17 protein-coding genes and 1 pseudogene are annotated in these 22,170 nt (G+C 52.1%); 9 read left to right on the top strand and 9 right to left on the bottom strand.

Annotation, left to right across the window (positions count from 1 at the left end; translation table 11 throughout):
* Window positions 1-251: 251 nt before the first annotated feature.
* Window positions 252-1,389: pseudogene (locus JC793_RS01765) on the top strand (RNA ligase RtcB family protein).
* Entirely contained in the window at window positions 1,389-1,997 is a 609-nt protein-coding gene (prfH, locus tag JC793_RS01760; protein WP_218427305.1) for a peptide chain release factor H, read from the top strand. The pseudogene JC793_RS01765 and the gene prfH overlap by 1 nt, the downstream one beginning before the upstream one ends.
* 62 nt (window positions 1,998-2,059) lie before the next feature.
* On the opposite strand, the gene metE is transcribed toward prfH, so the two are convergent.
* Window positions 2,060-4,345 carry a 5-methyltetrahydropteroyltriglutamate--homocysteine S-methyltransferase gene (gene metE, locus JC793_RS01755; protein WP_218427304.1) on the bottom strand — a complete coding sequence of 762 codons (2,286 nt, stop codon included), beginning with the start codon at window positions 4,343-4,345 and terminating at the stop codon, window positions 2,060-2,062.
* Window positions 4,346-4,450: 105 nt separating this feature from the next.
* Between metE and metR the strand changes: the two genes are divergently transcribed.
* A complete protein-coding gene (metR, locus tag JC793_RS01750; RefSeq protein WP_054426156.1) occupies window positions 4,451-5,413 on the top strand; it encodes an HTH-type transcriptional regulator MetR in 963 nt (320 codons plus the stop codon).
* On the opposite strand, the gene JC793_RS01745 is transcribed toward metR, so the two are convergent.
* The 3 genes from JC793_RS01745 to JC793_RS01735 form a co-directional block, all read right to left on the bottom strand.
* Entirely contained in the window at window positions 5,298-6,197 is a 900-nt protein-coding gene (locus JC793_RS01745; RefSeq protein WP_218427302.1) for a carboxylate/amino acid/amine transporter, read from the bottom strand. The two genes, metR and JC793_RS01745, sit on opposite strands and share 116 nt — an antisense overlap.
* A 3-nt stretch (window positions 6,198-6,200) precedes the next feature.
* Window positions 6,201-7,850 (bottom strand): Na+/H+ antiporter, encoded by a 1,650-nt coding sequence (locus JC793_RS01740; protein WP_046892750.1) that lies wholly within the window; start codon window positions 7,848-7,850, stop codon window positions 6,201-6,203.
* A gap of 271 nt (window positions 7,851-8,121) precedes the next feature.
* Window positions 8,122-9,468 (bottom strand): NCS2 family permease, encoded by a 1,347-nt coding sequence (locus tag JC793_RS01735; RefSeq protein ID WP_046892749.1) that lies wholly within the window; start codon window positions 9,466-9,468, stop codon window positions 8,122-8,124.
* A gap of 264 nt (window positions 9,469-9,732) precedes the next feature.
* Here JC793_RS01735 and JC793_RS01730 point away from each other — a divergent pair, with 264 nt between their 5' ends.
* A complete protein-coding gene (locus JC793_RS01730; RefSeq protein ID WP_247717300.1) occupies window positions 9,733-10,524 on the top strand; it encodes a M15 family metallopeptidase in 792 nt (263 codons plus the stop codon).
* A gap of 6 nt (window positions 10,525-10,530) precedes the next feature.
* Here the strand turns inward: JC793_RS01730 and JC793_RS01725 are convergent, their stop codons facing one another.
* Window positions 10,531-11,280 (bottom strand): sulfite exporter TauE/SafE family protein, encoded by a 750-nt coding sequence (locus JC793_RS01725; protein ID WP_218427298.1) that lies wholly within the window; start codon window positions 11,278-11,280, stop codon window positions 10,531-10,533.
* 170 nt (window positions 11,281-11,450) lie between these two features.
* Between JC793_RS01725 and JC793_RS01720 the strand changes: the two genes are divergently transcribed.
* On the top strand, window positions 11,451-12,008 hold the full coding sequence (locus JC793_RS01720) for a helix-turn-helix domain-containing protein (RefSeq protein ID WP_046892746.1): 558 nt from the start codon (window positions 11,451-11,453) through the stop codon (window positions 12,006-12,008).
* 42 nt (window positions 12,009-12,050) lie between these two features.
* On the opposite strand, the gene ilvN is transcribed toward JC793_RS01720, so the two are convergent.
* On the bottom strand, window positions 12,051-12,335 hold the full coding sequence (ilvN, locus tag JC793_RS01715; RefSeq protein WP_004238249.1) for an acetolactate synthase small subunit: 285 nt from the start codon (window positions 12,333-12,335) through the stop codon (window positions 12,051-12,053).
* Window positions 12,336-12,352: 17 nt separating this feature from the next.
* On the bottom strand, window positions 12,353-14,044 hold the full coding sequence (ilvB, locus tag JC793_RS01710) for an acetolactate synthase large subunit (protein WP_046892745.1): 1,692 nt from the start codon (window positions 14,042-14,044) through the stop codon (window positions 12,353-12,355).
* A gap of 1,334 nt (window positions 14,045-15,378) precedes the next feature.
* Between ilvB and JC793_RS01705 the strand changes: the two genes are divergently transcribed.
* Together JC793_RS01705 and JC793_RS01700 are read left to right on the top strand one after the other, a co-directional pair.
* Window positions 15,379-15,846: a hypothetical protein gene (locus JC793_RS01705; RefSeq protein WP_218427296.1), complete on the top strand. Its 468-nt coding sequence runs from the start codon at window positions 15,379-15,381 to the stop codon at window positions 15,844-15,846.
* Window positions 15,843-16,772 (top strand): histone deacetylase family protein, encoded by a 930-nt coding sequence (locus JC793_RS01700; RefSeq protein WP_348772305.1) that lies wholly within the window; start codon window positions 15,843-15,845, stop codon window positions 16,770-16,772. The genes JC793_RS01705 and JC793_RS01700 overlap by 4 nt, the downstream gene beginning before the upstream one ends.
* 68 nt (window positions 16,773-16,840) lie before the next feature.
* Here JC793_RS01700 and JC793_RS01695 read toward each other — a convergent pair whose 3' ends face one another.
* A complete protein-coding gene (locus tag JC793_RS01695; RefSeq protein ID WP_218427292.1) occupies window positions 16,841-17,362 on the bottom strand; it encodes a single-stranded DNA-binding protein in 522 nt (173 codons plus the stop codon).
* Between the two features lie 276 nt (window positions 17,363-17,638).
* Here JC793_RS01695 and uvrA point away from each other — a divergent pair, with 276 nt between their 5' ends.
* Both uvrA and JC793_RS01685 read left to right on the top strand, forming a co-directional pair.
* Window positions 17,639-20,473: an excinuclease ABC subunit UvrA gene (uvrA, locus tag JC793_RS01690; RefSeq protein WP_218427291.1), complete on the top strand. Its 2,835-nt coding sequence runs from the start codon at window positions 17,639-17,641 to the stop codon at window positions 20,471-20,473.
* A gap of 131 nt (window positions 20,474-20,604) precedes the next feature.
* Entirely contained in the window at window positions 20,605-20,871 is a 267-nt protein-coding gene (locus JC793_RS01685) for a DksA/TraR family C4-type zinc finger protein (RefSeq protein WP_052927756.1), read from the top strand.
* A gap of 51 nt (window positions 20,872-20,922) precedes the next feature.
* Here JC793_RS01685 and JC793_RS01680 read toward each other — a convergent pair whose 3' ends face one another.
* Window positions 20,923-22,119 (bottom strand): amino acid aminotransferase, encoded by a 1,197-nt coding sequence (locus tag JC793_RS01680; RefSeq protein WP_218427289.1) that lies wholly within the window; start codon window positions 22,117-22,119, stop codon window positions 20,923-20,925.
* Window positions 22,120-22,170 lie beyond the last annotated feature (51 nt).

The raw sequence follows: 22,170 nt of genomic DNA, 5'->3' as shown, positions 1-22,170 counted from the left end.
TTGCTTTTTTGTCCGCCTCACTCTACTATCCGCACCATTCCGGCACACTATCCGTGCTGACCTGTCACTTTCAGAACGTAAGGAGGTTCATATGACAACATTACTGTGCACTCTTTGCGGGCTCTTGCAGAACTGATTATCACACCGGTATTACAGCGTTATTTCTCCGTATTACCCGTCCCTGTTTCCTGTCTGTTTCTTCCTGACTGCCCGCCGTAAACCCGAATTTTCACTATTTTCCGGAATGGATTATGGGCAATTATATGCATTTTGTCGCGCCGGGCGTCTCTTATATCGCCTCGGATGCGACGTGGATCGAAAGTAACGCGATTCAGCAACTGATCACCACCGCACAATTACCGGGTATGACGGCTGTTGCCGGTATGCCGGATCTGCACCCCGGCAGAGGCTATCCGGTGGGTGCGGCATTTTTCTCTGAAGGCCGTTTTTATCCCGCACTGGTCGGTAACGATATCGGCTGCGGTATGGCGCTGTATCAGACTGAGCTGAAAGTCAGCAAACTCAATGCTGACAAGGCAGAAAAGCAACTGCGCAGCATGCATGACCATGCAGATGCTGAGTGGCTGACAGAGCACGTGAGCGATCACTTTGTATCACATCCGTTTGCAGCGTCTCTGTCTTCTGTCGGCGGCGGAAATCATTTCGCTGAGTTTCAGCAGATCGATAAGATCTGTGATGACGGGCTGTTTGCTGCGTCCGGGCTGGATAAACAGCGGGTCGTGCTGCTGGTTCACAGCGGTTCACGCGGGCTGGGACAGATGGTTCTGCGTCATCATGTTGAGCAGTTCAGCCACGGCGGACTGACAGAAAACACACCGGAAGCGGCTGAATATCTGGCAGCACATCAGCAGGCACTGGATTTTGCACAGCACAACCGGGCGCTGATTGCACTGCGGATGATGCAGCAACTGCGTACCGGGGGTGAAGCGATACTCGATATCAATCACAACCTGGTGGAGGCCTGCACGATCAACGGACGTGACGGCTGGCTGCACCGGAAAGGGGCAACCCCGGTAAATCATGGTTATGTGGTGATCCCCGGTTCACGGGGGGGATTACAGTTATCTGGTGAGACCGCAGGCCACCGCTGACAGCCTTTACTCTCTCGCGCACGGCGCGGGACGTAAATGGATGCGCACCGAGTGCAAAGGACGTCTTTCTCACCGTTATACGCCCGCACAATTATCCCGGACTGATCTCGGCAGCCGGGTTATCTGCGCCAATAAACAGCTGATTTATGAGGAAGCGCCGCAATCCTATAAATCGATTGAGACAGTGATCGACAGTCTGTGCGGTGCCGGACTGATTACCGTAGTGGCACGGCTGAAACCGTTGCTGACCTACAAAACGAGCGGGGAGTACTGCTGATGTTATTACAGTTTTCTGCCGCTCACGGCCCGGAAGAGTGCTGCCTGGCAGTGAAGCATGCGTTACGTGTCTTTTTGCAGGATGCCGCACAGTCAGCAGTAACGGTGACAATTGCAGAGGAAATGCCGTCACAGCACGGTCTGCATTCTGTATTGCTGTTACTGGACGGAGAGTATGCGGATGCCCTGGCGGATCTCTGGTGCGGGACATTGCAGTGGCAGTGTGCCAGCCCGTTCCGCCCGAAACACCGGCGTAAAAACTGGTTTATCGGTATCCGGCGTTTTACTGCGCCGCAGGCGGTATCAGACAGTGAAATTATCTTTGAACGTCTTAAATCACAGGGGCCGGGCGGTCAGCATGTGAATAAGACTGAATCCGCTGTCCGGGCCACGCACATTGCCACCGGTATTACGGTTAAAGTGCAGTCTGAACGCAGTCAGCACGCCAACAAAAAACTGGCCTGCCGCCTGATTGAATGGCATCTCAGCCAGTATCAGCAACAGCAGTCCGCATCACTGAACGGCGAGCGTCACCGGTCACATCATCAGATCGAACGCGGCCGGGCAACGCGCTGCTTCAGCGGGCCGGATTTCCGTCCGGTCAGCTGACAGCACATAACACAAAGCCGGTCATCACTGACCGGCTTCTTTCTTCTTTTATATAAATTAACTCAGCGGGATGTCAGCGGATTTTCCCGCAGACGGCGCGCCGCTTCCACCATGTTTGCCAGGGCTTTGCGGGTTTCATCCCAGCCGCGGGTTTTCAGGCCGCAGTCCGGGTTAACCCACAGACGCTCCACGGCGATCTTATCCGCCGCTTTGCGCAGCAGCGCTTCAATCCACTCCACTTCCGGCACATTCGGCGAGTGAATATCATAAACGCCCGGTCCGATTTCATTCGGATAATCGAAATCTTCAAATGCTTCCAGCAGTTCCATATCCGAACGTGATGTTTCAATGGTGATCACATCCGCATCCAGCGCCGCGATGGAATCCATGATGTCATTGAATTCGCAGTAACACATATGGGTGTGGATCTGAGTGTCATTCTCTGCGACTGCGGCATTGAGCCGGAAGGCATCCACCGCCCAGGTGAGATACTCCGCCCATTCTTCGCGGCGCAGCGGCAGCCCTTCACGCAGTGCCGGTTCATCGATCTGGATAATACCGATCCCGGCTTTCTGCAAATCATCCACTTCATCACGCAGTGCCAGAGCAATCTGTTTGGCAATGGTTTCACGGCTGACATCCTCACGCGGGAATGACCAGCAGAGAATGGTCACCGGCCCGGTCAGCATACCTTTCACCGGTTTGCTGGTGAGGGATTGCGCGTACGTCGCCCAGTCAACCGTGATAGGTTCCGGACGGCTGATATCTCCGATAATCACCGGCGGTTTGACACAGCGGGAGCCGTAACTCTGCACCCAGCCGTTCTGCGTAAAGACATAACCGTCGAGATGCTCGCCGAAATACTCCACCATGTCATTACGTTCCGCTTCACCGTGAACCAGCACATCCAGTCCGAGCCGTTCCTGCTCATTAATCGCCTGCTTAATATGTTCAGAGATATTAGTGCGGTAGAACGCTTTATCGATATTTCCTTTTTTGAAGTTCAGACGCAACCCGCGGATTTCCGTCGTTTGCGGGAAAGAACCGATTGTGGTAGTCGGCCACAGCGGCAGACTGAAACGGCGGCGCTGTTCTTCTGCCCGTTCAGCGTACGGCGCGGCACGTTCACTGTCGCGGGCGGTTACCGCCGCCAGCCGGGCCGCGACTGCGGCGTTATGCACGCGGGAAGAGTGGCGGCGCAGCGTGATAGGTGCACTGTATTTCTCCAGCGCGGCAATATCATCCGCCGTGCCGCTGTTGACCGCACGGGTCAGCAGTGCCAGTTCCTCACATTTCTGCTGTGCGAAGGCAAACCAGCTTTTGACTTCCTCATCCAGTTTGGTTTCGTCACGCAGGTCAATCGGACTGTGCAGCAGCGAGCAGGATGTGCCGACCCACAGATCACGTTTTCCGGCCAGCGGTGCTATCACATCATATTTTTGCCGCAGATCGGCACGCCAGACATTGCGCCCGTTAATCAGACCGGCGGAGAGCAGCCAGTCTGCCGGTAAGGCTTCATGAATAGCCTGAATATCATCGCTGCCTGCAACAAAATCAACATGCAGCCCCTGCACCGGTAGTTCACGGATAAGCGGCAGATGGTGGCCCACGCTGTCAAAATAGGTGGTCAGCAGCAGTTTGGTATGCCCCTGCAAAGCATCATACGCGGTACGGTAAGCGGACTGCCATTCCGGCGGTAAATCCAGTACCAGAGCCGGTTCATCAATCTGAATCCATTCAATACCGCGCTCCGCCAGTTTTTCCAGCACGGTTTTATAGGCTGCCAGCAGTGACGGCAGTAATGATAAGCGATCAAACTGAGCGCCTTTCACTTTGCCGAGCCACAGATACGTGATCGGCCCGAGCAGTACCGGTTTCACCGCAAAGCCCTGCTCCAGTGCCTCATCCACCTCATCAAACAGCTGCGGCCAGCTCACGCTGAAGGTTTGCCCGCGCTGAAACTCCGGCACAATATAGTGATAATTGGTGTTAAACCATTTTGTCATTTCCGCTGCTGCGGCCGGTTCACCGGAAGGCGCGCGGCCACGGGCGATACGGAACAGAGTATCGAGGTCAATTTTCCCGTCGGCACCGGCATGACGCGGCGGCACATTACCAAACAGCAGACTGGTGCCGAGAACATGATCGTACCAGGCGAAATCGCCAACCGGTAATAATTCAACCCCGGCCTCTTTTTGCAGCTGCCAGTGGCGGCGGCGTAATTCACGACCGGTATCGCGCAGCTCATCCTGCGAAATCTGCCCTGCCCAGTAACCTTCAAGCGCTTTTTTCAGTTCTCTTTTCAGACCGATACGCGGAAAACCCAGAGTGTGATTATGTGTCGTCATAAAAAATCCTATCATTTAGCCATCCAGATGTTTACACATCCATAATCAACGGGTACTGTATAAGAAACAAGCGCAAATTCTTCATCGCTAACCTGAAGGTTCCTCATGATAGAAATAAAACATTTAAAAACGATTCAGGCACTGAATCAGTCAGGGTCGCTCGCAGGAGCAGCAGGTGCGTTGCATCAGACACAATCCGCTCTTTCCCATCAGTTCAGTGAACTGGAACACCGGCTCGGTTACCGGATTTTTATCCGCAAAACCCAGCCGCTGCAATTCACCCCGCAGGGACAGGTGTTGCTGCAACTGGCAGAGCAGGTGCTGCCGCTGGTAAAAGATGCTATCCGCGAGTGTAATGAGCCGGGGCTGACCGCGCTGCGCGTGGCGATTGAGTGCCACAGCTGCATTCAGTGGCTGACCCCCGCACTGGCTCATTTCCGCGAAAGCTGGCCGCAGATTAATGTCGATTTCACTTCCGGCGTCAGTTTTGATCCGCAGCCGGAACTGCTGAAACGCGAACTCGATGTGGTGCTGACATCCGACATTGATGAGCAGCACAACGGGAAGCTGACATACACGCCGCTGTTTGATTATGAGGTGAAACTGGTGGTGGCACCGGATCATCCGCTGGCCCGCCGTCTGCATATTCAGCCGCAGGATCTGACAGCAGAAACCCTGCTGATTTATCCGGTACAGCGTCAGCGCTTTGATATCTGGCGGCGCTTCCTGCAACCGGCCGGTGTTTCCCCGCAGATAAAAACCGTGGATAACACCCTGCTGATGATCCAGATGGTGGCCGCCCGTATGGGGATCGCCGCACTGCCGCACTGGGCGGTGGAAAATTTCGAAAGACAGGGAATGGTGGTGACCAAAACCTTAGGGGAAGGATTGTGGAGCCGGCTGTATGCCGCAAACCGCAGCGGGGAACAGCGTCAGCCGGCTGTTGAGTCGTTTATTCGTGCGACGCGTCAGCACGCGGTGGACAATCTGCCTTTTGTAAAGACGGCTTCAGTATCCATACCCGGTGCACCCACAGCGATGCAACAATCAGGGTTGCGCCAATGCTGAACGTGAGCCAGTCCGGATGCTGCTGCCAGATGGCGAAGTTCACCAGTAACCCCGCCGGAACCATCATGTTGTTCATGATCGCGAGTGTTCCGGCGTCCACCTGCGTGGCACCGTAGTTCCACATAAAGTAGCCGATCCCGGAAGCACCAATCCCCAGCCACAGCAGGACGCCCCACTGTAGCTGCGTGGACGGCATTTTGGCGAAATTACCGAACAGCAGCCAGCCCGCCAGCGCCACCACACAGGCACCGAGGTAGAACCAGGAGAATGCCGTGCGCTGCACCAGCGGATGCACTTCCATCAGCCGCTTGTAACCCACCTGGCCGATGGCAAAGAAGATATTCGCCAGCTGCACCAGAATCAGCCCTGTCCAGAAAGAATCACTGAGATGGTCATAGCGGATCACCGCCGCACCAATCACCGCCAGCAGCGAACTGAACACATATCCCCACCGCAATCCGCGCCGCTCCAGCAGATCATAAATCAGTGTCACATAAAGCGGCGTCAGCACGGTGAACAGCAGAAATTCCGCGACAGTCAGGTAGTTGTAGGCATGGAAAACAAAGAGATACATAATGCCGAGCTGACAGGCACCCACCGCCATATACATCAGAATGACTTTCGGGGCGATCCCGCGCCAGCGCAAAAACGGCAGGAAAACCAGTGCCGCCAGCGACACACGGACTAATACAGAGAACCAGCTGTCCACCTGACCGGCGAGATACTCGCCGATCAGGCTGAATGATGCGGCCCATAAAATCGTGGTAATAATCAGTAACGGCATCGGTTATGTTTCTTTCTCAACCAGCAGGGCTTCCAGCAGATCCAGATCATGCAGCAGCAGTTGCAGGGTTTCATTGCTGATATTACGGGTCGCACGCTGGTGATACAGCTCCCCGCGCTCGGCACGCAGTGCGGTCAGACGGAAACGGCGTTCCAGATCTTCCACCTGGAGGTTATATTCCATCTCATCCCCCCCGGCGGTACGCCGCCTGAGGTGTCCGGCAACCCGCGAGGCCACCTCGCTGATCGCTTCCGCATCCAGCGCCTCGTCCGAACTGGCGGACAAACGCTCTTCCATCTTGCCGATACTGACAATCGCCACTTCCGCCATCGCCGCTTTCGCCGCACGGATTTCATTGGCATCTGCCTGTTTATCCCCGACATTCATGCCTTTGAGCAGGAACGGCAGTGATACCACCCCCATAAAGAGCGAGAAGATAATCACCCCGGCGGCGATAAACACCATCTGATAACGGGCCGGGAACGGCGTGCCGTCCGGCAGGAACAGCGGGATGGAAAGCACACCCGCCAGTGTTATCGCCCCGCGCACCCCGGCAAATGACGCCAGCCACAGATCACGGGTGGTATAGAATGTGAAGTCCAGCGGTTTACGTTTTAAGGTCAGGCGGCTGACGGTTTTCATCATCCACAGCCAGCAGAAACGCAGTACCAGCAGGGCAAAATAGATCACAATAACCGCGGTAAACAGCATCCAGGTTTCTACTGTCGGGTCCAGTTCCGCCTCAATAACGGACACCTGCCAGATCCCCGGCAGTTGCAGGCCGAGCATAATAAAGACCAGACCGTTAAAGACGAATTCCAGCATCCCCCAGACATTATCTGCCCGCAGACGCATCGCCAGCGGCGCATTGCGGATCACGCCGGATTTGCTGATAGTCATCCCGGCTGCCACGGCCGCCAGGATACCGGACACCCCGATATGTTCCGCGATCAGATAAGAAGCAAACGGCAGGAGCAACATAAAGACGATTTGCGTGGCCGGGTCATCCCCGCTCCAGCGGCTCATCAGACGCAGCGATTTACTGTACAGCCAGGTGACAGCCACCCCCGCCAGCAGACCGCCGATAGCGACTTTGAAGAATTCCAGCGTGACCCCGGTAACCGAGAAAATCATCGTGCCCATGACAATTGCCACGGCAAATTTCAGCGCCACCAGGCCGGAGGCGTCGTTCATCAGCGCCTCGCCTTCCAGAATGCCCATCATCTGTTTCGGAATGCGCCCTTTGCCTACAATCGACGACAGCGCCACAGCATCTGTCGGTGACAGTACCGCCGCAAGAGCAAAGGCCGGGATCAGCTCAATCCCCGGCATCAGCCAGTAGATCAGATACCCGATACCGATAACGGTGACCAGCACCAGGAACAGCACCAGAATGAAGATTTCCCGCCCTTTCTGCATAAATTCCCGGGTCGGGGTTTTCCAGCCGTCAACAAACAGCAACGGCGGTATCAGCAGGACAAGAAACAGTTCAGGGTCGAACGTGACATGCAGACCAAACTGCGGGAAGGCAAGCAGTGCCCCCATTGCGATCTGAATAATGGGTAACGGAATACGATACGGAATCATTTTGGTGAGAACACCGGACACCGACACGACCAGAATCAAAATAAGAATCGTAAAGAATATTTCCATATTACCCTTACTGAACTTAGGGCTTAACCAGCCCGCTGACAAAGAAGATACTGTTAATAACGGCAAAAAAACCGTAATAAGACCCCGGAAGAGAAAAAATTACCGCCGGTTGCCACTATCATACAAAAAAAGCAGCGGCGGATGCGTTATCCGCCACTGCTATTTTATCTTCTCATGCCATTAATTCGGGCAATTAATTAGTATTTTGAGACAAATCGTATAAATAAAGCGTATCGTCACCACCAACTTCCGTTAAGTGGTGATTTATGACTTAAATTGCCCAGCCGCCAGCATAAAACGCCACCAGTGCCGCTGCGATAAGAACAGTGCCGATATTCAGCTTACGCCATTCGCCCCCGGCGATACGGCCGATAACCAGTGAAGCAAAGCCCAGCATAATCCCGGTTACAATGTTACCGGTCAGCACAATAAACACCGCACACAGTAAACCGGACATCGAACCGACAAAGTCACCGAAATCCAGTTTGCTGACATTACTCAGCATCAGCAGGCCGACATACATCAGTGCCGGTGCCGTGGCATAGGCCGGAACCAGATAAGAGAGCGGAGAGAGAAACAGTATCAGCAGGAACAGCACGCCGACTACCGTTGCGGTCAGACCGGTACGGCCGCCCGCAGCAGCACCGGCCGCAGATTCGATATACACCGCAGCAGGCGCCGCGCCGACAACACCGGCCACAATGCTGCTGACTGAGTCAGTTGTCAGTGCTTTGCCGCCGTTAATGATCTGATTATCTTTATCCAGCAGATTTGCCTGACCGGCAACCGCGCGGATCGTACCTGTCGCATCAAACACCGCCGTCATCACCAGTGCCAGGACTGTCGGCAACACCAGCGGCTTCAGTGCGCCCATGATATCCATGCTGAAGAAGAGTGACAGCCCGTCATCACCGAGGGACGGTAATTTGAAAAAGCCCTGATATTTCACATTCGGGTCAAAAATCAGCCCGATAACGGAAATCGCAATAATAACCAGCAGTACCGCACCCGGGACTTTCAGACGTTCCAGGCCGAAAATCACCGCCAGACCGGCCAGTGCAATCATGACAGGGAAAGAGGTGAAATCCCCCAGCACCACCGGCATACCTGCGTTCGGGTTTTTAATCACAAGGTCGATATTGGTGGCAGCGATCAGCAGCAGGAACAGACCGATACCGATACCGGTACCGTGCGCAATTCCCATCGGAATATTACGCAGGATCCATGTCCGGATACCGGTTACGGAGATCAGGGTAAACAGAACCCCCATCAGGAAGACCGCGCCCAATACAACCGGAATCGGGATATTCTGACCAAGCACCATGCTGAATGCCGTAAAGGCTGTCAGGGAGATCGCACAGCCGATCGCCATCGGCAGATTTGCCCACAGCCCCATCAGCAGAGAGCCAAACCCGGCAACCAGACAGGTGGCGATAAAAACTGCCGTATGCGGGAAACCCGCCTGGCCGAGCATGCCCGGCACAACAATCACGGAGTACACCATCGCCAGGAATGTGGTCAGTCCGGCGAGAACTTCACGGCGGACAGTCGTCCCGCGCTCAGTCAGTTTAAAAAATTGGTCTAATTTGCACCCGCTTTGCGGCTGTGTCGCAGACATGTCATCACCTGTGTTAATGAATTTTGTGTCACATCACGTAAACGATTGCGTTTTCAGAAAAAATCTGCCGGTTTCCGGGTAAAAAAACCGGATACATACGACGCAAACGTTTGGCTTTCAACAGAGAAAAGATGTGATTTTTTGAGGCAAACGATTATCTTAGGAAAAATCCTGATAATCAAGGCCAAATCCGGGAATTTTTTCACATCTGCCGTACGGACGGGTTATCATCATCCGTCCCGGTGCCTGATGACGGAATCTGTAATGAAACTGACTGCTTATCTCCTCCCCGTGAGCCTGTTCTGCGCTGTTTTACCGGCGGCACATGCAGCGATCACCCCGCTCAGCCCGGACACCTGCCGCGCTATGACCGCACTTGGCATTATCACACCGGAAAACCCGGTGCCCTGTGAACGGCTGGTGAATGTGGATGTCCGGTTTATCACCTTTGAGGGCGAAACCCGCACCGGCACTATTACTGTCGCCGATATTATTGCCCCTGAAACGGAAGCACTGTTCGGTGAGTTGTACCGGCGAAAATTCCCGCTGCACAGTGTGCTGCCGATAGAGGCCTTCGGCGGTGATGATGAGGCATCTATGGCCGCCAATAATACGTCGGCATTTAACGGCCGCCGTCAGGCAAGTCAGAAAGCCTGGTCAAAACACGCTTACGGCATGGCGATCGATATTAATCCGCAGCAAAACCCTTACCGCTTCCGCGATAAAAACGGCCGTGTGACCATCAGCCCGCCGCAATCCGCCGCTGCACTGACCAGCAGAGAAAACATTCGTAACGGAAAAATGGAAACGGTTCTGCCGCTGGTTTTCAGCCACGGTTTTCTCCGCTGGGGCGGGGAATGGAAAAATCCGGTGGATTTTCAGCATGCGGAGATCGGCAGTTTTACCTTTATTAATCATCTGCTGTCACTGCCGCTGCCGGACGCACAGGCGGAATACAGTGCCTATGCCGCCCGCTACCGCGACTGTTTCCGTAAAAGCAAAACCGGTGATGAGCTGCTGCGCGCCCGGCAATGTGCTAAAAAAGTGCTGCGCTGACCGCCGTCAGTGCACCAGGTTACTGATCAGCAGCGTCAGCCCGGCCAGCAGGATCACCATATTCAGAAAACGGAAAAAGGCCTCTTTCGGGATACGCATAGTGATATGCCGCCCGAGGACAATCCCCGCCACCATCGCAGGCAGAAACAGCAGCGCAGTAATGGCAATTTCGCTGTTCCAATAGATGCCCATGCTCAGAAAAATAATCACGCGGGTTAATGTACTGAAGCCAATCAGCGTGGTCTGCGTGATACGGAACCGGTTTCTGTCCTCAATCCGCCCGGCAAAATAGATGGCATACACAAACCCGCCCGCCCCGAACAGCGCACTCAGAATACCGCCGCCGATACCGAACGGAATAATGTATTTCTGCGGATAATGCCGTGCCGTCTTCTTAATAAAGAGGGAATAAAGCGCATAGAGAACAATAAACGCCCCGAGGAATACTGCCAGCAGATCCGGATGTGTTTTCAGCAGAATCGCCGCACCAATCAGACTGCCGCCGATCATCAGCGGCACCATCCATTTCAGCTCGGCAAAATCGGCTTTGCGCCCGTCACGGGTGACGTTAATCACCGCGGCGCCCAGATCCATCAGTGCCAGCATCGGCACAATGTGCGAAACCGGAATAAAGAAAGCCAGCACCGGGCTTGCAATCAGCGCAGAGCCGAATCCGACCATCCCGAAGACCAGATAACCGGCGAAGAGCACCGTAAAACAGATGAAAAAATCTGCCCATGGCAGGGTGTAGATCATGGTGAGCACCCGTTTAATGACATATGTTAATTATCACCATGCCGGACGCTTTCCTCTGATAACATCATTTATCAGACCTGTCTTTCCGGAAAATCACGGCTTACTGTTGTACAACAAGTGTGCAATACTAACAGGGTTTCCCTGCAAATTTCATTGGTATCAATTACATTATGCTAAAAACCAGTGCCCACATCGGCCAGAAAGTCAAACTGCTGCGTCAGGCGCGTAACCTGTCGCTCAATGATCTTTCAAAACTCTCCGGCATCTCGAAAGCCGCGCTGTCCAAACTGGAATCCGGTGATTCCAATCCGCGTATCGATACACTGGAGGCCATTGCCGTTGCACTGCGTTTTCCGCTGGGCGATCTGTTTACCGCCAGTAATGAAGGTTATCCCCGTTACGAAAAAAATAAAGTCTTTAAAGGGGAATATGCGGAAGATTTTAAATTCCGTGTCGGTATGGGGAATATTTCGGAGATCTGGCACCTGAAGATGATCCGTGGTGCGATTATTAACAGTCCCGCGCACAGTACCGGTACCCATGAACATATTCTTATCCACCAGGGTACGCTGATGATGCGCTTTAATGAAGATCAGACAGTACTGCTGGAACCGGGGGATTTCTATGCGTTCTCCTGTGATATTCCCCACTCTTATATCTGCATGGAAGGCGATCTGAGCGGTACGCTGATTATGTCTTATTCCCATATCGGCCAGACATCACCGTAATCCCGGACAAAAAACCGGGCTTATCCGCCCGGTTTTATCACGCTACTGAATGTACTTATTCAGTTGTTCAAAGATACTGATATCTTCGTTGTATTTCACGTCCTGCACGTCTTCCAGTTTTTCCACCTGACTGACCATCTGGCTTAGTCGATCATCTGATTTCACCAGCAGCCAGATATGGCTGTGATCCTGTCCCGGCAGCGGCAGACACAGAATACCGTCCACGTTAAACGCCCGGCGGGCAAACAGACCGCAAATGTGCGTCATAACACCGGGGTGGTTACGGACGACCAGTTCCAGAGCGATAGGCTGATTATTTTTTTCCATGATTCTGTCCTCTGTCATCAGGCTGTGACCATATCGATATTGGCATCACCCGGCAATACCATCGGCCACACTTTTTCACTGACATCGATTAATGCGTGGATCAGACACGGCCCGGGATGGTCAATCGCCGCCTGCAATGCAGCATGCGGATCACTCTCTTTATTCAGATCACAGGTATGCAATCCGAAACCTTTGGCAATCGTCACAAAATCAGTCTGATACGGATAGGCAGATGCCACAATATGCTCATCGAACATCAGCGTCTGCTGCTGGTGAACCATCCCCAGCGCCTGGTTGTTCATCAGAATAATTTTGATATCCAGATTATGCTCCGCGGCTGTCGCCATCTCCTGGATATTCATCATAATACTGCCGTCACCGGTAAAGCAGATAATTTTGCGTGACGGCTCCGCCAGTGCGGCACCAATCGCCGCCGGTAAACCAAAGCCCATGGTTCCCAGCCCGCCGGAGGTCAGCCACTGGCGCGGACGGCATAACGGATACGCCTGCGCCACCCACATCTGGTGCTGCCCGACATCCGTGGTGATAATGGCATCGTTATCCACCGCATCCGCCACCGCAGCGATCAGCCCGAAGTGACTTAACGGGTTGCTCTTGTTGATCTGCTCCAGCGGGAATTCCTGCTTGATCTGCGTGATATGATCATTCCACGCCTGGCGGGTATTCACCTCAATCTGCGGCAGCAACATGGCGAGAACCTGTCCGGCATCCGCGTTGATCGCGATATCCGGCTGCTTGATCTTGCTGATCTCCGCACGGTCGATATCCACATGAATAATTTTGGCATCCGGGCAGAACTGTTCGGCTTTGCCGATGGCCCGGTCGTCAAAACGCGCTCCGACCACAATCAGCAAATCAGATTCCTGCAAAATCATGTTGGTATAGCGGGCGCCGTGCATCCCTAACATCCCCAGATAGAGCGGATGCTGCTGCGGAATGGTGCCTAACCCCATCAGGGTCATGGTGGTCGGCAACCCGGCACGTTCGGCAAAACTCTGCACCAGCTGCTGTGACTGAGAAGCCACAATACCACCGCCGATATACAGGATCGGGCGCTTCGCCTGATTAATCATGGCGGCCGCTTCGCTGACTTTTTCAGCATCAAACAGCGGTAACGAATCTTTTGGCATGATTGGCGGCAATTCATCAATCTCAATGATGGCTGCCTGAACATCTTTCGGCACATCCACCCAGACCGGTCCCGGACGGCCGGATTCCGCAATACGGAATGCATCCGCAATAATACCCGGCAGATCCTGAACATTGCGCACCAGATAATTATGCTTGGTGATAGGGATAGACATGCCGTAAGTGTCCACTTCCTGGAAGGCATCGGTGCCGATCATCGGCGAAGAGACCTGGGCGGTGATACAGACCAGCGGAACCGAATCCAGTTTGGCATCCGCAATCGCGGTCATCAGGTTGGTCGCACCCGGCCCGCTGGAGGAGATACACACCGCCGCTTTGCCGGTTGTGCGGGCAATACCCTGTGCGATAAACCCGGCCCCCTGTTCGTGACGGGCGAGGATATGGCGGATGCGGCTTTTGCCCAGTGCATCATACAGCGGCAGCGCCGCCCCGCCCGGAATCCCGGAGACAGAGGTGATCCCGTGCTGTTCTAACATGCGGATAATTAATTCCGCCCCCGTCATCCGGGTTTTTGCCTGAGTCTGCTGTGAAGCTCCCATAACATCATCCTTTTCTTAACAACCGGTTCAGTTTCGCGGAGCCTGACATAAAAAAACCCCGCTCGGTTTACGCCGGCGGGGTTAGTGATCCTGTTGCTGATCCCAGCCCGTTACGGCGCGCTGCCGACGACCACCACCACTACCACACGCACGACGACAACCGCGTCTGATAGCGCGGTTGTTAGTAGTACGTTTTGCGGACGGGTGAATGGTTTCACGGGGTATCTCTCAACAGTAAATTGTGTATGAATAAATTCGGTTCGTACTTTAAAAAAACATAAGAATGAAATCTGTACAAGCCTTTTTTCATTTATTTTTTATTCAGCCGCTGAATTGTGATCATTATCACTAATAAATCACTACTATAAAAATCGAAAATAACTAACCCATTGATTTAAAATGAAATATAAAAATACCCAATTTACTGTTACAGCGGGAAACAGCACTGTTCCTGCTAAAAAACAGCGATAAAAAAGGGAAAAGAAACAATTATCCGGAGCTATACAAACCATGGAACGAAAATCACAGCGGAATATATCGCAGGGAGATCACTGAAAACAGCGCCTGTTCACATTATCGCTGTCAGTCACTAAAAATCATTTTTTTATCTGTTTTATTGCTCAGTGCAATAAAAAACAGGATTTATTCAATTACCGGGTCGATTAACAGAACACATTAAAATGTGATTATTTGGTTAAAAATAACCTGACGAGTTACATTGAAATTACAAATACAGCTAAAACAGGCGTTTTTACGTGACCCTGATCACATATAATTACTGCCGTGATTGTCACGTTTCAGGTTTACAGATAAAACGTAATCCGACACATGCTCTTTAAGCCTCTTATCATATTTTAATAAAAATCGAGTATATAACGCATTGATACCCAATGGTTTCATTGGGTTTTTTCTTTAAAAAGAGCAAACACACATCCGGTTACGACAGACATTTATAATAAAAATACCCGTTCTGATAAAAAATCAGACAAACAGGATAAAAACAGGACTTATAAAAACATAAGCTGTACTGCCTGTTAACCCCGGGCAATCTCATGTGTTCATCCAACGGCATGAGACATCACCCCTTACTGTCACCCGATTGTAAGGGGTATTTTTTTGCCGCTGACTATGCAGAACTACGCAGAAAAATAATTTTTTTCTTATTTATTCTGAGCTGATAACACCTTATTTTCATCTGTGATATTTCAGCAAAGTACATATCATGTTTCATATGCAGACGATATACATGAAAAAATAAGATTAAGACTAATCATTATTTCGCTTTACGGATAAAAAAATACATTTAGCACTCAGTTAAAAACAAGGAGTGTTACATGTTAAAAGTTTATATCTGGTTGCCGGAAGGAAAATATATCGGACATGCATCTCTTTCGTTTCAGGGAAACTACGTCAGTTTCTGGCCAAAAGACAGTGCAGGAAAAAAAGATCTGAAAATTAAATCCAATAGTCACCCGGGTGCCTTTATGGGCGCGTTAAAGGAAGATATTGAAAATGAAGGCAACAGACAACCCCGGGTTGTCACTATTAATGAAATCAATGAAGAAAAACTTGCATTTCATATCGCAGAACTGATGAGTAACACACCGAGATATCAGCTGGCCCGCAATAACTGCTCTCATATTGTTGCTGAATGCCTGGCTGTTGCCTGTGATAAAAAACCCGGCTTTACCCCATCAGCCAGTAATTATTCCAAATATTTAGGTTCAACTCTGAGTAGAGGGATCTGGACACCTCATGATATCTTACGGTATGCACAGGAACTCTCGGTAAATATAGTATGAATGTAATCTATAGTGAGAATTATAATTTTGACATCGGACTGTTGAGTTACTTTCATCCGTTTTACGGGATGAAATTCAAATCTATTTTTAATGATTTGAAAAATAACAGTAAAATCCGGTTTCACATGCCTGATTCCGCTATAGATGAGCAGATCACAGAAGATTATCTTTCCGGGATAATGAAATACAGAGTCAAAAATAAAAAGGGTATCCTCAGAGCACTCGAGTTCCCCCCGGTACCCTTCCTCAGCTATTCCTATCTGGATAAGCATGTATTAACTCCCATGCGTTTTGGTATCGCCGGTACATTGCTGGGAGCACAAAAAGCGATACAGGAAAACACCATTTTCTGGAATCTTGCCGGTGGTTATCACCACGCATCTCACCAGAATATGGAGGGGTTCTGTATCTATAATGACATCACGATTTGCTATCAGGAATTACGCCGGAGAAATATCCTGTCCGCGGATGACAGAATATTAATTATTGATACGGATGCACATCATGGCAATGGTAATGCTGTCGATTTTATGGATAACAACAGAGTGACGATCCTTGATATTTATAATCAGGATATTTATCCGCAGTCAAAATATACACGTGAACGTGTTGATATCCCGGTTCCGCTTCCGGAAAAAACCCGCGGTAATCATTATCTGAGCCAATACCGTGATGCCTTAAATAAGATAAACGGTAACTATAAAATAGCATTTGTCATTACCGGCACAGATCCGCTTGAAGCAGATAAACTCGGCGGCCTTTCACTGACAATCAGTGATATTGCAGAAAGAGACAAAACAACCTGGCAGTTCCTGTCAGAAAAACAAATCCCCGCTGTTTTTCTTGGCGGAGGTGGTTACTCAAAACTCAGTGCAACCTGTGTCACCCGCGCCATTAACGGCATTATCACCGACACTGCGGACTAATTTCAGATCACAGATATAAAAAATCCCGCGTTAGCGGGATTTTTTATATGAAATAACAGATATTCAGATCAGAACGGAATATCGTCATCAAAATCCATCGGCGGTTCATTGCTTTGCGGTGCAGCTGCTGCCGGTTGTTGTGCAGGGCGCGGGTTACCGCCGCCGCTGAACTGCTGGGATTGTTGCGGCTGCTGTGGTTGTCCCCAGCCACCGCCCTGTGATGCATTATCACCGCCACCGCTGCGGCCGCCCAGCATCTGCATGCTGCCGCCGATATTGACCACGACTTCCGTGGTGTAGCGTTCCTGGCCGCTCTGATCCTGCCATTTGCGGGTCTGGAGTGCGCCTTCGATATAAACCTGTGAACCTTTTTTCAGATATTCACCGGCAATTTCTGCCAGTTTGCCGAAGATCACCACACGGTGCCATTCGGTTTTCTCTTTCATTTCGCCGGTTTGTTTATCACGCCATGATTCTGATGTCGCCAGTGTGATGTTGGTAACCGCACCGCCGTTAGGCATGTAACGCACTTCCGGATCCTGACCCAGGTTCCCGATAAGAATGACTTTGTTGACGCCTCTGCTGGCCATGAAATGCTCCCGATGAAATTGTTTAAAACATATAAGGATCTAGTCTAACACGTCTGGGTGACTTTTTTGAATCGGTAATCTTTTGCCGCGATCGGCTTTTCATATTTGCGTGTCTTCTCTAAAATCTGCTGCGCAAAATGCCATCAGCTGTCAGGCAAATGCTGCTGAGATTATACACAGATTTCTTCTGATACTGGATATCCATTCAGTAAATTATGTGCAATAATATCAGGCTGAATAAATTTGTCGCTATCTGAAACTCCCGGGAAGTGGTACATGGATAATATCGATATACGGGGCGCCCGCACCCACAATCTGAAGAATATCAACCTCATTATTCCGCGTGATAAACTGATTGTTATCACGGGGTTATCCGGCTCCGGGAAGTCGTCCCTCGCCTTTGATACACTCTATGCCGAGGGACAGCGCCGCTATGTGGAATCGCTGTCCGCCTATGCGCGTCAGTTCCTGTCGCTGATGGAAAAACCGGATGTGGATCATATTGAAGGGCTTTCCCCGGCGATTTCCATCGAGCAGAAATCCACTTCCCATAACCCGCGTTCCACCGTGGGCACCATTACTGAGATCCATGACTATCTGCGTCTGCTGTTTGCCCGTGTGGGTGAGCCGCGCTGTCCGGATCACGATATTCCGCTGACGGCACAGACGGTCAGCCAGATGGTGGATAATGTTCTGACTCTGCCGGAAGGCAAACGTCTGATGCTGCTGGCACCGGTCGTCAAAGAGCGTAAAGGCGAACACACCAAACTGCTCGATAACCTGGCGGCACAGGGCTATATCCGTGCGCGGATCGACGGGGAAATCTGTGATCTCTCTGATCCGCCGAAACTGGAATTACAGATCAAACACACCATCGAAGTGGTGGTTGACCGTTTCAAAGTCCGGGATGATCTGACACAGCGCCTGGCAGAATCCTTCGAAACCGCGCTGGCACTGTCCGGCGGTACCGCTGTTATCGCCGATATGGAAGATAACAGTGCCGAAGAGCTGGTATTTTCAGCGAACTTTGCCTGTCCGGTCTGCGGATACAGCATGAGTGAACTGGAGCCGCGCCTGTTCTCCTTCAATAACCCGGCAGGAGCCTGCCCGACCTGTGACGGCCTGGGTGTACAGCAGTTTTTCGATCCGGATCGCGTGGTGCAGAACCCGAATCTGTCACTCGGCGGCGGAGCTATCCGCGGCTGGGATCGCCGTAATTTCTATTATTATCAGATGCTGATGTCCCTGGCGGATCATTATAAGTTTGATATTGAATCCCCGTATTCCGAATTACCGGCCAAAATTCAGAAAGTGATCCTCAATGGTTCAGGTCGTGAATCCATTGAATTTAAATATTCCAATGACCGGGGTGATGTGACGGTCCGTCATCATCCGTTTGAAGGTGTGCTGCACAATATGGAACGCCGCTATAAAGAGACGGAATCCATGGCGGTACGCGAAGAACTGGCCAAATATATCAGCAACCGTCCATGTATTTCCTGCGGCGGCACCCGTCTGAAAAAAGAAGCCCGCTTTGTGTTTGTCGGTGACACCACACTGCCGCAGATTTCTGATTTCAGCATCGGCCATGCGATGGATTTCTTTAATAACCTGAAATTCAGCGGCCAGCGCGCGAAAATCGCCGAAAAAGTACTGAAAGAGATTCAGGATCGCCTGAAATTCCTGGTTAACGTCGGTCTGAATTACCTGACCCTCTCCCGCTCCGCAGAAACGCTGTCCGGCGGTGAGGCGCAGCGTATCCGTCTTGCCAGTCAGATCGGCGCCGGTCTGGTCGGTGTGATGTATGTGCTGGATGAACCGTCTATCGGGCTGCATCAGCGCGATAATGACCGTTTGCTGGAAACCCTGGTTCACCTGCGTGATCTCGGCAATACCGTGATTGTGGTTGAACATGATGAAGATGCTATCCGTGCCGCTGATCATATTATCGATATCGGCCCGGGCGCGGGTGTCCACGGCGGGGAAATTGTTGCTCAGGGATCGCTGGACGACATTATCGGCACACCGGAGTCCCTGACCGGGAAGTTCCTCAGCGGCGAACGGCGGATCACCATCCCGGAAAAACGCAATGCGGCAGATCCGGCCAAAATGCTGACTATCACCGGTGCCAGCGGCAACAACCTGAAGAATGTGACACTGAATCTGCCGGTCGGGCTGTTTACCTGCATCACCGGGGTTTCCGGTTCAGGGAAATCCACCCTGATCAATGACACGCTGTTCCCGATTGCCCAGACACAGCTCAACGGTGCGACTACCGTCACCCCGGCGCCGTATAAATCAGTCGAAGGTCTGGAGCATTTCGATAAAGTGATCGACATCGACCAGAGCCCTATCGGCCGGACACCGCGTTCAAACCCGGCAACCTATACCGGCGTGTTCACTCCTGTCCGCGAACTGTTCGCCGGCGTACCGGAATCCCGCTCACGCGGCTACACACCGGGGCGGTTCAGTTTCAACGTCAAAGGTGGCCGCTGTGAAGCCTGCCAGGGTGACGGTGTGCTGAAAGTGGAAATGCACTTCCTGCCGGATGTGTATGTGCCGTGCGATCAGTGCAAAGGCAAACGCTATAACCGCGAAACCCTGGAAGTGAAATACAAAGGGAAAAATATCCACGAAGTGCTGGATATGACTATCGAGGAAGCCCGTGAGTTCTTCGATGTGGTTCCGGCGCTGGCGCGTAAATTACAGACACTGATGGATGTCGGCCTCTCTTATATCCGCCTCGGGCAGTCGGCAACTACACTCTCCGGCGGTGAAGCGCAGCGGGTGAAACTGGCGAAGGAACTGTCCAAACGCGGCACAGGGCAGACACTCTATATCCTCGATGAACCGACTACCGGTCTGCACTTCGCGGATATCGAACAACTACTGGCAGTGCTGCATCAGCTGCGCGACCAGGGCAACAGTATTGTGGTTATCGAACATAACCTGGATGTGATTAAAACCGCAGACTGGATTGTGGATCTGGGCCCGGAAGGCGGCAGCGGCGGCGGTGAAATCCTTATCGCCGGAACCCCGGAAGAAGTGGCGGCATGTGAACGCTCACACACCGCCCGCTTCCTGAAGCCGATTCTGAAAAGAGGCTATTAATTTTCCCCGCCTCTGAAAATACCGCGGCTTTCGCTGCGGTATTTTTTTTGTCCGTTTTCCGTCCTGGTGAAATAATAAGCAATTCGTGATAAAATAGAGTATCAGGCAACCACCGGATACAGGAGGCAAAAATGGCAAGCGGATGGGCAAGTGATTCTGCTGTTCAGGAGCAGATTGATGCCACACTGGATGATGCGGTCGCGCGGGTGCGCAGTCAGCTGGCGACAGGAGAAAGTGCGCTGTTTTGTGAGGAGTGCGGTGACCCGATCCCGCAGGCGCGGCGTGAAGCGATACCCGGTGTGCAGTTGTGTGTGAATTGTCAGGCAGAAGCAGATAAAAAGCAGGCCGCATACAGCGGCTATAACCGGCGCGGCAGTAAAGACAGTCAGTTGCGCTGAAACAGGCGCGGAATACAATGATTCCGCGCATCATCATTTCATTGCTGAGGATTAACGGCTGACCGCCGCAAAGGCCCGTGCAATCGCATCCACATTATGACGGTTCACCCCCGCCATGCAGACACGCCCGGAACCGACCAGATACACCGCATGCTGCTCACGCAGTGCCGTGACCTGCTCCGGACTGAACCCGGTATAACTGAACATCCCGCGCTGATGCAGCAGATGATCAAAATTCTTCTCCGGCAGTGTATTTTTCAGGGTATCCACCAGCACCGTGCGCATATCCGCGATCCGGCTGCGCATGGTTTCCACCTCCGCCAGCCATTGTGCTTTCAGTACGGTATCGTTCAGCACTTCAGACACCAGTTTTGCACCGTAAGACGGTGCGCTGGAATAGACACGGCGTACGCCCGCTTTCAGCTGGCCCAGTACCCGCTCTGCTTCCTGCTGTGACGGACAGAGAACAGACAGCCCGCCCACACGCTCACCGTACAGTGAGAAGATTTTTGAGAACGAGTTACTGATAAAACATGGTACTTCTGCCGCCGCCATGGCGCGGATAGCATAAGCATCCTCTTCCATTCCGCCGCCGAATCCCTGATAAGCAATATCCAGGAACGGGATCAGTTCTCGCTTTTTCACCACCGCAACAACCTTATCCCACTGTTCCGGTGTCAGATCAGAACCGGTCGGGTTATGACAGCACGGATGCAGTAAAATGATGCTTTTTGCCGGTAACGTCTCAAATGTTGCCAGCATCTCATCAAATCTGACGCCTTTGGTCTGCGGATCGAAATACGGATAATAATGGGTTTTAAATCCGGCCCCGGCAAAGATCGCCTGATGGTTTTCCCATGTCGGATCACTGAGCCAGACATCCGATCCAGGGAACCAGCGGTGCAGGAAATCCGCGCCGATCTTCAGTGCGCCGGAACCGCCCAGCGTTTGTATCGTCGCCACGCGCCCTTCGCGGATAAGCTCGCTGTCATCACCCAGCAGCAGCGTTTGTATCGCGCTGCGGTAAGGGGCAAAACCTTCCATCGGCAGATACAGGGAGGCTCCGGTATCCTGCGCGTTATAGCGCTGTTTCGCCTGTGTGATGCTGTTCAGTTGCGGAGTCACCCCGGAATCGTCGTAATAGAGGCCAATGCTGAGATTGACCTTCTCCTTCCGGGGATCCTGTTTGAAATGCTCAACGAGCGTTAAGATCGGGTCGCCGCCGTAGGCGTCTACATGTTCGAACACAAGCGATACTCCTGATTGTTATTTTTCTCACTCTCAGAACATATCGCGTCA

Source organism: Morganella morganii (genome assembly GCF_019242955.1).
GTDB classification, from domain to species: Bacteria; Pseudomonadota; Gammaproteobacteria; order Enterobacterales; family Enterobacteriaceae; genus Morganella; species Morganella sibonii.
Note: the sequence above shows the minus strand (reverse complement) of the source record. Positions and strands in the feature narration are given on the sequence as shown.

What these genes read in the sequence shown, in the direction of transcription:
- JC793_RS01705 (WP_218427296.1), top strand. Translation starts at nt 15,379, where the DNA reads ATGTTAAAAGTTTATATCTGGTTGCCGGAAGGAAAATATATCGGACAT.
- prfH (WP_218427305.1), top strand. Translation starts at nt 1,389, where the DNA reads ATGTTATTACAGTTTTCTGCCGCTCACGGCCCGGAAGAGTGCTGCCTG.
- uvrA (WP_218427291.1), top strand. Translation starts at nt 17,639, where the DNA reads ATGGATAATATCGATATACGGGGCGCCCGCACCCACAATCTGAAGAAT.
- JC793_RS01720 (WP_046892746.1), top strand. Translation starts at nt 11,451, where the DNA reads ATGCTAAAAACCAGTGCCCACATCGGCCAGAAAGTCAAACTGCTGCGT.
- metE (WP_218427304.1), bottom strand. Translation starts at nt 4,345, where the DNA reads ATGACGACACATAATCACACTCTGGGTTTTCCGCGTATCGGTCTGAAA.
- ilvB (WP_046892745.1), bottom strand. Translation starts at nt 14,044, where the DNA reads ATGGGAGCTTCACAGCAGACTCAGGCAAAAACCCGGATGACGGGGGCG.
- JC793_RS01730 (WP_247717300.1), top strand. Translation starts at nt 9,733, where the DNA reads ATGAAACTGACTGCTTATCTCCTCCCCGTGAGCCTGTTCTGCGCTGTT.
- JC793_RS01745 (WP_218427302.1), bottom strand. Translation starts at nt 6,197, where the DNA reads ATGCCGTTACTGATTATTACCACGATTTTATGGGCCGCATCATTCAGC.
- JC793_RS01725 (WP_218427298.1), bottom strand. Translation starts at nt 11,280, where the DNA reads ATGATCTACACCCTGCCATGGGCAGATTTTTTCATCTGTTTTACGGTG.
- metR (WP_054426156.1), top strand. Translation starts at nt 4,451, where the DNA reads ATGATAGAAATAAAACATTTAAAAACGATTCAGGCACTGAATCAGTCA.
- ilvN (WP_004238249.1), bottom strand. Translation starts at nt 12,335, where the DNA reads ATGGAAAAAAATAATCAGCCTATCGCTCTGGAACTGGTCGTCCGTAAC.
- JC793_RS01735 (WP_046892749.1), bottom strand. Translation starts at nt 9,468, where the DNA reads ATGTCTGCGACACAGCCGCAAAGCGGGTGCAAATTAGACCAATTTTTT.
- JC793_RS01695 (WP_218427292.1), bottom strand. Translation starts at nt 17,362, where the DNA reads ATGGCCAGCAGAGGCGTCAACAAAGTCATTCTTATCGGGAACCTGGGT.
- JC793_RS01700 (WP_348772305.1), top strand. Translation starts at nt 15,843, where the DNA reads ATGAATGTAATCTATAGTGAGAATTATAATTTTGACATCGGACTGTTG.
- JC793_RS01685 (WP_052927756.1), top strand. Translation starts at nt 20,605, where the DNA reads ATGGCAAGCGGATGGGCAAGTGATTCTGCTGTTCAGGAGCAGATTGAT.
- JC793_RS01740 (WP_046892750.1), bottom strand. Translation starts at nt 7,850, where the DNA reads ATGGAAATATTCTTTACGATTCTTATTTTGATTCTGGTCGTGTCGGTG.